Annotated in this window: 10 protein-coding genes; 3 read left to right on the top strand and 7 right to left on the bottom strand. The window is 44.3% G+C overall.

All coding sequences use genetic code 11. The features are described from left to right. The first annotated feature begins 95 nt into the window (after positions 1–95). On the top strand, positions 96–710 hold the full coding sequence (locus GXO74_16880) for a restriction endonuclease (GenBank protein ID NOZ63331.1): 615 nt from the start codon (positions 96–98) through the stop codon (positions 708–710). A 150-nt stretch (positions 711–860) separates the two neighbouring features. On the opposite strand, the gene GXO74_16875 is transcribed toward GXO74_16880, so the two are convergent. After that, positions 861–1,517, bottom strand: a complete 657-nt coding sequence (locus GXO74_16875; GenBank protein ID NOZ63330.1) for a glutaredoxin — start codon at positions 1,515–1,517, stop codon at positions 861–863. 23 nt (positions 1,518–1,540) lie between these two features. Further along, the gene (gene trxB, locus GXO74_16870) at positions 1,541–2,515 is read right to left on the bottom strand and encodes a thioredoxin-disulfide reductase (GenBank protein ID NOZ63329.1); all 975 of its coding nucleotides are present in this window, start codon (positions 2,513–2,515) and stop codon (positions 1,541–1,543) included. 308 nt (positions 2,516–2,823) lie between these two features. On the opposite strand from trxB, the gene GXO74_16865 reads away from it, so the two are divergent. Next, positions 2,824–3,282, top strand: coding sequence for a hypothetical protein (locus tag GXO74_16865; protein NOZ63328.1), 459 nt, complete (start codon positions 2,824–2,826; stop codon positions 3,280–3,282). Here the strand turns inward: GXO74_16865 and GXO74_16860 are convergent. From GXO74_16860 to GXO74_16845, 4 genes are all read right to left on the bottom strand, one after another. Then, positions 3,267–3,665, bottom strand: a complete 399-nt coding sequence (locus GXO74_16860) for a DUF1893 domain-containing protein (GenBank protein NOZ63327.1) — start codon at positions 3,663–3,665, stop codon at positions 3,267–3,269. The two genes, GXO74_16865 and GXO74_16860, sit on opposite strands and share 16 nt — an antisense overlap. Positions 3,666–3,669: 4 nt before the next feature. Beyond that, positions 3,670–4,869 carry a HAMP domain-containing histidine kinase gene (locus GXO74_16855; protein NOZ63326.1) on the bottom strand — a complete coding sequence of 400 codons (1,200 nt, stop codon included), beginning with the start codon at positions 4,867–4,869 and terminating at the stop codon, positions 3,670–3,672. A gap of 80 nt (positions 4,870–4,949) precedes the next feature. Then, positions 4,950–7,457 carry a YfhO family protein gene (locus tag GXO74_16850; protein NOZ63325.1) on the bottom strand — a complete coding sequence of 836 codons (2,508 nt, stop codon included), beginning with the start codon at positions 7,455–7,457 and terminating at the stop codon, positions 4,950–4,952. A 145-nt stretch (positions 7,458–7,602) separates the two neighbouring features. After that, positions 7,603–7,890 carry a ferritin gene (locus GXO74_16845; protein NOZ63324.1) on the bottom strand — a complete coding sequence of 96 codons (288 nt, stop codon included), beginning with the start codon at positions 7,888–7,890 and terminating at the stop codon, positions 7,603–7,605. Between the two features lie 186 nt (positions 7,891–8,076). Between GXO74_16845 and GXO74_16840 the strand changes: the two genes are divergently transcribed. Further along, a complete protein-coding gene (locus GXO74_16840) occupies positions 8,077–9,645 on the top strand; it encodes a flippase (protein ID NOZ63323.1) in 1,569 nt (522 codons plus the stop codon). Between the two features lie 87 nt (positions 9,646–9,732). Here GXO74_16840 and GXO74_16835 read toward each other — a convergent pair. Further along, positions 9,733–11,217 (bottom strand): hypothetical protein (locus GXO74_16835; GenBank protein ID NOZ63322.1); only part of this gene is annotated, 1,485 nt, incomplete at its 5' end.

The following is an 11,217-nucleotide window of genomic DNA, read 5'->3' as shown; positions in this document are numbered from 1 at the left end:
TCATTCGGTGGGTCAGGCTGACCCATTCTTCCCGGTCAAACAAGTCCATCAATTCCAGAAGAGTGGCTATTTAAAGACAGCGAAGGAAAAAGTAAATGATTATAGCAAAAAAATATTCCCACCTTAACGGAGAAGAATATCTAATCGTCCATCACAATATACTTTATGGTGAAATAAAAAATATCGTAAACTCTGTATATGCCGATAAATTTAAAACTAAAATAAGTAAGGAAAAAACCAAAAAAGGGAAAAAATTGTACAGCCCTATTGAATTAAACAAAGCATTAGATAAAGAATTTTCCCAAAAAAGTTGGAAAGAAAGTCGGTATCACTATTACATAACTTTGAATCGCGAGTTAATGGAAAAAAGTATTTCTATGCCTGCAAAAGAACAAAAAGAGTTTTTGGTCGCTCATGGAGAAAATGACCCTATTTTCTCATATAATCAGACTGATTTTGTTAAAGATAAAATTGCCGTTGAGGTTCAATTTGGGAAATACCCATTTGTCGCTTATGATCTATTTGTGAAACATATGCTGTTTTATACCGGCGGAGTTATCAATTTAGGAATAGAGATTCTGCCAACAAAGAAAATGCAATCTCAGATGTCCTCTGGTGTTGCCTATTTCGAAGGTGAAGTCTATAATGTGATGCGACAAGGTAGAAATAATCCCCCAATTCCTTTGCTAATATTAGGCATTGAGCCATAATTTTGTGAAATATTTCAAGATAAAAACAACCCAAAAAAGCCTCTCAACTCGCCCGATATTATTGCCAGGGCAAAATGTATGAGAGGCTTTTTTTGAAATTCAATATTTAATCCGCGTATTCCTCGCTGAAATCACTGGTGACTGTGAAATTCAGGACTTTTTAGAAGCGCCCTCGCCTTCCAAAACTTTTTCCAGATAATTCGGCTCCGGCAGTGCGCCCTCAAAACTCACATTTTCGTTAATCACAATCTTGGGTACGGCAGAGACACCGTAGCGATTGGAAAGCTGCGGATATTCCGATGCTTCCACCATGTCGCCGGTGACGAGTTCGCTTTCCATCGCCATCTGGTGCGCCAAACGGACCGCACGCGGACAGTAGGGACAGGTCAGCGTGATGAACACCTGAATGTGTACCGGTTTCTCTAATTTTTTCAGCGCTTCTTTTGTTTCCTCGGTCAGCGTTGTCGTCCCTTTGGAAACGTCAATAATGTCTTCGACCAGAGTGCTGAACTCGTACCCCGCCGGCACGCCATAAAAGCGAATGCCGTAATCTTTCTCGCCTTCAATAACAATCGCCGGGATTCGAGTAATGTTGTACTGTTCCGCTTTTTCTTTGTCTTTCACAAAATCATAAATTTCCACATTGATCTTGTCGGACAACTCTGACAATTCGCCCAACAACTCATGCGTCAATTCGCAGTATTGACATTCAAATTTTTGAGTAAAAAACACCAACTTGACAGGATTTACCATTTTTTCAAATTCTTTTTTCAGATAATTCCGATCTTCTTCTTGAATATGAGCCATTTTTAACCTCCTGAGTAAAAAATTTATTGCTTCACTTTATCTACAAAATGTTCCGCCGCGACTGCGGCTACTGCGCCGTCGCCGATTGCCGTTGCTACCTGGCGCAAACTTTTGTCACGCACATCGCCGGCAGCAAACACGCCCGGCACCGACGTTTGCAAATTTTCATCGGTGACAACATAGCCCCAGTCGTTCAATTTCAATTGATTTTTAAAAGGTTCGGTGTTGGGAATCAGACCCACGTAAATGAAAACGCCGTCTGCCGGGACAACTTTTTCTTCTCCGCTCTGGCGATCTTTCACTGTAATCGACTTGACCCTTTCTTTGCCGTTGATCGCCAGAACCTGATGATTAACGAGACAGGTCGTATTTTCCTGCGCCTGAATTTTGTCCTGCAAAATTTTTTCCGCCTGAATCGTGGGCAGAAATTCGACAAACGTGATCGACTTAACAAATTTCAGAATGAACAAACCTTCCTGCAAACCCGAATTGCCGCAGCCGATCACTGCGATGTCTTTTCCGGCAAAAATCGGCGCGTCACACGTGGCGCAGTAGGAAACACCGCGCCCTTTCAGTTCCCGTTCGCCCGGGACGTTGAGCATTTTCGGCGATGTGCCCGTGGCAACAATGATCGTCTGGGCGCTGATTTTTCGTCCTTCCAATTGAAAAGTTTTCGGCTGGGACGAAAAATCAAAATCCGTGGGATAGCCGTAATAAACCACGGCGCCAAAACGCTTCGCCTGCTCGACCATGCGGTCTGCCAGCGCGTGGCCATTGATTCCTTCGGGAAAACCCGGGTAATTTTCAATCATGTCTGTGGCTGCTGCCTCGCCACCGATCTCTTCTTTTTCAATAATTAAAGTTTTCAATTTAGCGCGCGCCGCATAAATTGCAGCCGTCAAACCGGCAGGGCCTCCGCCGAGTATCACCACATCATAAAAATCATCTAATTGAACCGAATCGTCTTCCTTTTTCAATGAAAACATTAATCCGTCCATGTCCACCATCCTCCTCTTGAATTACTCCGTAAACCTCGAATTTAGATGTACGATGATGCGGAAAGATTCTTTCTAAAAAATGCATTTTGTTGCAATTTTAATCAGTATTCACTTGCTCGAATTCCCTGACCTATCGCGCCCTTTTTTGCTAATAAATTTTCTTTTGTTCGTTCAAATTGCCTTGCTTTTTATTTAAAATTTAATTACATTCCCGCGCTTAAATAATCAGTTTGCCGAATATCGTGTGGCGTTTCATTATTTCTATACGCTAATACACTTACCCCCAAAAATAGCATTAGGAGACACTAATGGATGAGCTTATTAAATTATTAGAGATTTTGTCTTATCTAATTACAATCCTTGGCGTTCCGGCTGCAATTTTTGTTTACTTAAAGGAGCAGAGACTTCAAAGGGAAGAACGAGAATATGGTACTTTCGATGCGCTTGACAATAAATATATTGAGCTTCAAGAATTATGTCTGAATTACCCCGATCTCGATATTTTTGACACTCCATTGAAAAAACAGAAAACTCTAACCGAGAAAGAAAGGAAGCAAGAGGAGGCAATTCTACTGATTCGCATCTCAATATTTGAGCGAGCATTTTTGATGTATCAACGAGTAACTTCAAAAGTAAAAAAAGATCAATGGGAAGGGTGGGACATTGAAATAAGGGAATGGTTAGACAGAAAAAACTTCAAAGACATTTGGAGTATTCATAAAAAATACTTCGACAAGAAATTTGTTGAACATTATGATCGCGGTTGATTATTGACCCGTTGCAGCGATTTTTCCCTCAATCCCCGCGCCAGCCGATACCCTGCTTCAGGATCATTTTCTTCTAACAACAAGTTTTCTGTTCGGCAGGCCACGCGATCAATGAGCATCTCGTAGCTGAAGTGCACGGTTTGAGTTGCGAGAAAATCCCTGGCGATTTTACTCATCGCCTTCGCATGAACTTCCCGAAATCCCAGATAAATCAAAATGAGCGCCGCCGCTTTGCCGACAATTTTATCCTTCACCAATAACTTTTCCGTTGTCGAGTTGGTTTGTTTCAAAAAAATTTCCAGATCAAACAACGGATGCAGCCACTTGCCGTCGCTGAAAAAAATCAAGTTCTGCCCATCGTAAACTTCCAGCGCATGATCCATTCAGCTACCCTTTCAGCAAAATCCGCATTGTTGTACCTTCGCCGGGTTTTGTCTCTTTGATAATGAGCCTGCCGCCGTGAAATTCTTCGATGATCCGTTTCGCCAGATTCAGCCCCAGCCCCCAGCCGCGTTTTTTTGTGCTAAAACCTGGTTTGAAAACCATTCGTCGCGTTTTCGCCGGGATGCCTTTCCCATTGTCACGAATGTCGATGTAAACACGATTTGTTTTTCCTTTGACGTAGCCGGTAGAAATTTCGATAACTCCTTGTTTTTTTTCAATGGCATCCAGAGAATTTTTGATCATATTTTCTACCACCCATTCAAACAGATCGCGATTGATCGCTACTTCCGGGCTTTCAGTAAAATTTTCCACAATTTTCACCTCCTTGCCCGTGTGCGGCAGCCGGCGTTGAAAATAGCGGATCGCGTCCCGAAGAATCGGTAAAATCGGCTGCTTTTTCAAATGCGCCCTGGAGCCGATCTGCGAAAAACGCGCCGTCACTTTGGACAAACGCTGCAAATCATTTTCCATTTCATCCAGAATCGAATCTTTTTCCCCTTGCTCTGCTCGCATCAATTCCATCCAGCCCATCATCGAGGACAACGGCGTCCCTAATTGATGCGCCGTTTCTTTGGTCAACCCGACCCAGATGAACCGTTCCTCGCTTTTTTTAATGCTCCAGAATCCCATCAGCGCGACCAAAATGAACAGGCCGATGACGCCGATTTCCACGTACGGTAGCCAGACGAGACGAGTGATCAAATGAGAGTCGCCGTAAAAAAGATAGCCCAAAACCTTTTCTTTGCCGTCGGGCATGGTGTATTTTATCGGCACGGGATCGATTTCCCGCTCCAGACGCGTTACCATTTTTTTCACTTTTTTCAGCATTTCCGGCGAGCGATCGTTGGAATCAATGCCAATGCCCACCCAGGTGTCCGGCATTTTGTTGGAATCGGTCAGAATCACCGGGAAATTGGTGCGTTTGATGATTTCTTCAAAGAGAAAATTCACCAATGTCGCGTCTTCTTCCATGGCGGCGCGCGAATGCACCCGCGCGTAAAATTCGATGATATTCCTCGATTGCACGCGCAAATCGTGGACGATTGACTGAGAGTAATAAAGGAGAATGAAAATTAACAAAATCGCCAGCGTGAACAAAATCAGCGAGAAACGGTCGGATAATTGATAGAGTAATTTTCGCATGTTCATTTTAAGTTTTTAAATATGCCCTATTTTTTAGTGCCAAGTGTACCCCACTTTTGAAGCGGAGTACACTTTTAATTTTACTGTGACTTTTGTTTGCGAATGGAAATCACAAACGCAGCAACGACCGCCAGTAAACTGAACAAACTAATCAACAACCCAATTTTGAACGACGCCGGTTCAAATTTAAATTCAATTTTATGCTCGCCGGGTTGGAGAAAAATGGAACGCAAAATATAATTCGTTTTGTAAATTTTTGTCTTTTGTCCATCCACATACGCATGCCACCCGGCTGGATAAAAGACCTCGGACAGCACCATCAGTCCCGGCGTTTTCACCGAGGCTTTAAGTTTAATGTCGTGAATGTCGTAGTTAGTAACCGCCACACTATTACCCTGGCTGCCACGCACAGCAAATGCTGGCGGCTCCTCCAAAATTGCCAGTTTCTTCGGATCAAATTTTCCTGACTCGAACTGCGCAAAAATCCCTGCTTTGTCCGGTGTAACAATCACTGAATCAACAAAAAACGCGCGCGGCAGGGCTTTTTTGTTTTTAAAAACAAATTGCGAGCCGCGAAAAACCATCTGAAACGAGGTGTCCGGCAACGGATAGGACGAAATCACGTAGCGGCAATTGAGCATGTCCAAAAAAGTCGCTTGCCCGGCCGCCAATTTCGCATCGATTTCATTGGGCGCGCGAAACATCCAGCCGCGCTTCCCTTTTTCATCGACGCCCTGTTTCAGATATTTGAACAAAAACATTTGTGGAAATTGAATTTCGTCCATCGTTTCCTGATAAATTTTGATTTTCGCCGCATGATAGCCGTAGATATTTTGCAGCTTAAAATACATCCACCAATTGTCCGGTTTTTCGCCGGGCTGATTTAACTTGACCGGATAAATTCGAAACGGTCCCGGCTGTTTTTCCAGGAAAGAAACCACATCGGTTTTCTGAAAATATGCCGATTCCTGCATCGCGGGTTTAGGATGAATGATTTTGAAATCGATGACCCAGAAATCCACAATCACCAGCAAAATGAGCGACAGTCCCAGCAAATTTTCTTTCATCTGACTGGACAAATAGTAGATGACGAGAAAGCCGGCTGCGCCAAGCAGAATCAACATCACTACCGAGTCTGTCAGCGCCATCTTGTAAGCGACTTTCATGGCGTCCGCAGACAGCGGTCGCGCCGCGTGGCTCATCCAATTGAAAATTGTGTTTCTGCTCAGAGCCACAAACAGCATGATCACCATTGCCACGCCGCCGAAAATGTAAAAATAGTTTTTCACATTTTTGAGCTTTTTCTCCAAATCATTGGATTTTTCTTTTGCTTTTTCTTTCAATTCCATCAAATAGCCCACGCCGAGTCCCGCCAAAATGACCATTGACAAGTCAAGCAAAATGTGAATCATGCTCGGCACTCGGAATTTGTTGAAAAAAGGCAAAAATTTGAACATGGGATCGTACAAAATCGGCAGATGTTTGCCAAAAGAAACGATGAGCGAAAACAGAGCGATGACGGAAAAGAAAATCGTGTAGCGGTCTCGTTTCAGAACAAGCGCGATGCCGGCTAAAAACAAAACAATGATTCCCATGTAGAGTGGGTAATCGGTGAAAGGCATCTTTCCCCAGTAAGTGGCGCCGCCAAAGCCGAAAAAGGACGGCACAAAAAACGTGATCATCTCCGCCGGCGAAAAAGACCAACTCGATGCGTAATCGTAGCTCAAACCGGCGCTGCCACCGCGAATGGAGTAGTGGGAATACTCGTAAATGGAAACGTACATCACCGCGCTCATGGCTACCGCGGCGATGCCCGCTGCAACCAGCAAGCCGAATCCCTTCAGCGTCTCGGTTATTTTTTTCGACTCACGTAATTCGATCACTGCGAGATAAATGATGTAAATGCCAAGCAGCAAATAGGTGTAATAGCACACCTGCACATGCGCGCGAATGAGCTGAAAACCCAGCGCCAGCGCGGTGAGAGAAAAATAGAAAAGATTTTGCTTTTTGATCATTCGATCCACCGACCAAAAAATCAACGGAATCAGCACCAGCGACAGGAATTTGGTATTGTGCCCAAAGGCAGTAAAAGCCACATACTGCGGCACAAACATCACCGCAATGGCGCCGAAAAGGCTGGCGTAGCGATTCACTTTCAGGGAATTCAACAGAAGATAGACCAACATGCCAAAAAAGACGTAGTTCAAAATAATGCGCATGAACGGCGTCAACGGAATGACGTAACGCACCGCCTGAATCGAGTATTGCACAATCGAATCGACGATATTCACCAACGGAGCGCTGGAAAGACTGGCAAACGACGGCATCCCGGAAAAAATGTACGGATTCCACAGCGGATAAGTCCCGCTTTTAAGCGCGTCTTTCACGAAGGTGTTGTAGCTTTTCGCCGTCAACGTGTCCGGAGGCAGCAGGGTTTTGTTCTCAAAAACAATCGGATAATAAAAAATGAGTAGCAGAACGAACAAAATAATCGCCGCCGACCAGTGGGGATGCGCCGAGAAAAAGTTTGGTTTTCTTTCAGATTTAAGTTGCGCCTGGGTAATTTTTTTCTTTTTCTTTTTTCCCATTATTTTTATCCTTTTTCTCTATTCACAAAATATGCAGTTTTTGAGCAAATAAAATAATGAAGAATCCCCAAAAAATTATGAGCACAATGGATTTCACTGCGCCGGGCATTAAATCGATTTTTATGAGATTCAGTGCATGAAAAAATTATTTATGGGCAATCGGCTTTTCTGAGAATAAATAATCTTTGAGTTCATGGTCAAAAGTCGGATCTTTGCGGCGAATCCATTCCAATATCATGGCAGCGTGCTCTTTTTCTTCATCGCGATTGTGGGCCAAGATTGCTCCCAATTCGTCATCGCTACAGGCGTCGACGCGCTGGTTGTACCAATCGACTGCTTCTAATTCTTCAGTGAGAGAAGTAATCGCGCGGTGCATGTCTTTTGTTTCATTGCTAAGTTTGTCGATTTGTTCACGGTATCCTTCGTTAGCCATTTTTTTGTCTCCTTAAGGTTTTGGTTTTTTTTTGCCATAAATTGAATCCAAAAAACTTTTTTTAAAAAAAATTCTTTGAATTTTCAAAATTGATAATTATATTATATTTTTAATACTTTTCATCGACTCACTAAAACTTAACAGTAACCTGTCCTTACTAATGAAACCTTCCGGCAAAGGCTTTTCATGACAGAAGCGGAGCAAAAATTCAGCGTCAAGGAACAAGCGCTTAAAACGGTAGCGCGCGGCGCGTCAATTTTTTTCTTTGGCATTTTACTCGGTCGATTTTTGGGCTATTTGATCCGTGCCCTCATCGCCCGAACTTTGGGACCCGCAAATTACGGCATCTTTTCACTGGGAATTTCCGTGGTGGAAATTGCCGGCACCCTGGCGCTGTTAGGTCTTCCCACAGCGATCAACCGTTACGTTCCGTTTTATCTCTCACAAAAAAAAGAAGCTGTCGTCCGCGGCACAATACGCACGTCGTTTCTCATTTCCGCACCCGCAGGACTGTTAACGATGGCGCTGCTGATTTTGTTGAATCAACAAATTTGCCTCAACATCTACAACAAACCAGCGCTTGTACCTGTTTTACGCTATTTTGCCATTATAGTGCCATTTTTCAGCCTGATGATGCTCAATTCATCAATTTTCACCGGCTTCAAGCGAATGGATTTGATCGTTTACACCCAGCAAAGTCTCCGCTATCTGACAATTTTGATCGTTTTTCTCGTTTTGCTGTTTAGCGGATTTGGCATAAAGGCCGCGATTTTCGCCTATCCCGCCGGATATTTCATCACGGCAATGGTCGGACTTGTGCTGGCGCAGAAGCTTTTTCCAATCTGGGGGAAAACTCTCTCCGCCAGACCTAATTACAAAGAAATTATCTCCTTTTCCTGGCCTTTGATACTTGTTTCCATGATTTGGTTCATCATCGACCGCGTGGCGACGCTGATGCTCGGCTATTTTAAAACCGCCGAAGTTGTCGGTATTTACAACGCTGCTCTGCCTTTGGCGCAATTTATCCCGGCGGTTTTGCAATCATTCACCACCATTTTTATGCCCATCGCCTCGTCGCTCATTAGCAGCAAAGACATCAAGGAATTGAGAAAAGTCTACGCCACGACATCAAAATGGATTTTGGTGCTGACTCTTCCGCTGTTCCTGCTCATTTTCACATTTTCGGAACAGCTCATCGCTTTACTTTTTGGGGCAAAATATATCTCTGCCGCGCCGGTGCTACAGATTTTAGCCTTTGGCTTTTTCTTCCACGCCATTGTCGGGCCCACGACGACATCGTTGAATGCTTTTGAAAAAACGAAAATAACATTGATTAACACTGTCGTTGGTTTCGCGGTTAACATCACGCTGCATTTGTTGTTGATTCCGCGTTTCGGAATTATCGGCGCTGCCGTGGCTTCGGCTGTGGCGTTGATTCTGATCAATCTGCTCGCTGTCGTCGAAATTTTTGTCATGTACAACATCACGCCATTTTCAAAGAGCTATTTGAAAGTCGTTGTTTCTGCAATTGTTCCGCTGTCAATAATTTTAGCCGCTGCAAAATATTTCGAAATCGCTGTGACTTTGAACTGGCTAATTATTTTTTCGGCATTTTTCCTCGCCAGTTATTTTCTTTTGCTCTATTTGCTCCGCTCAATGGAAGCGGATGACGTTCTCGTGCTCAAAGAAATCCAAAAGAAAATCGGGGCAAACATTAAACCGCTGGAATACCTCATTTCGCGAATCAAAAAATAGTTAAATTTTTCAAAATAACTTTGACAGAATTAACAAAATTTACAGAATGACGTGGGCGGAAAAAAATTGACGTCAATCAACAAAACATTATTCCAAATAGCCCAATCCCTGCAATCTTTTTCGAATCAACTCCTCTTCTTTCTCAGAATACCCAGAAATTCTGCCTTCCGATTTTTCGCTGGAGTCAGACGTAAATTGAGGCGGCGTCTTTTGCAAAACTTTATCATCAATCGCCTCGGTCAAAACTTTTCCGTCCATCGATTTGGGAATTGGTACTCCCAAAAAGTAAAGAATCGTCGGCGCCAGATCGATGATCGCAGCGTCCGCCGCGCGATTTTTCGCGGGAACGATCTTTTCGCCCTTTGCCAGAAAAATTCCTTCCACGCGATGCGTACCCGTGATGTCTTCCCAGGGTTTTGCGGGACGGAAAATTTCTCGTTCATTCAATTGACTGAAAACGGCGAAACCGTCTGCAGGACGCACCAGCAAATCCGGCGCGACTCCCTCATTTTCCCCGGGGAAAATTTGCTCGCGCGGATATATTTTGGAAAAAGCAGCACCGCCCGAATCAGTGGCTGTAATTTTTTCCAATTCTCGAATTAGCTCCTGTTTGAATTTTTCAAGAGACTCACCAGGTTCCAGAACTCCTGATTCGTCGCGGCTTTTGATGTTCAAAAAAACATTTCCGTAAATGGAAGCCGGCACCGCGGAACAGCGCGTCTTTTCCCAGTTGATCAAAAAATCGTGCTGCAATGACTTCTCCAGAGCTACTCTTCTTTTTCCGCTGGGCAGCAGACGATTGCGGAAATTGAACACATCCACGGCGGCGATCAGGCGGCGAATTGTTTGAATCGCCGTGCTTTTTCCGGTATTGAGCTTCAAATATTTCTTTTCATAAAACCAGCGATTGAGATAAATATTGCTGTGCAGCGGGCCAAAACCGTGATCCGAAAGCACGAGCAGTGTGGTGTCCGAGTCCGGCAATTCAATCAATTTCCCCACGTTTTCGTCAACAGTGTGGTAAAATTTTTCCAGCGCCGGCAAAACTCCCGCCGCTTCCGCGGAATCGTGCGCCGGATGAGTGCCATCGAGAACGTGCCAGAACCAGTGCTGCACCACATCGGTCATGAGAAAATGGACCATGAAAAAATCGGGCTGGTATTTTTTGTACAAAAAACGAGCGGTTTCGCCGCGCGTTTGCACGATATTTTCGCATCGGGCGAGAAATCCGTTTTTGCCTTCCGCGTGAATGATCGCCTTTGGCGACGCCTCCAGAAAAATTCGATACAAGCCCACTTCGCGATTGATTTCTTCGATCAGCTCGGCAGGGTGCGTCAAAATTTTTTGACTACTCACCCCTGGCGCCAAAAATCCGGGAATCATGAAACCGTTCACTTCAGTCGGCGGATAGGTCATGGGCAAATTTATCGCGCCCACGGTCTTTCCCTGTTCGGTCAAAATCTGCCACAGCGTCTTTGCGTTGATGGAATTGGCATTGTTCATGGACGATTTGTAACTCCCTGGCTGACGCCGGGCAAAATCGAAAATGCCGTGTTTCGCCGGATTTGTTCC

It is taken from the genome of Calditrichota bacterium (assembly GCA_013152715.1).
Taxonomy (GTDB): Bacteria; Zhuqueibacterota; Zhuqueibacteria; order Thermofontimicrobiales; family Thermofontimicrobiaceae; genus 4484-87.
This window is presented reverse-complemented; position numbering and strand designations above follow the sequence as displayed.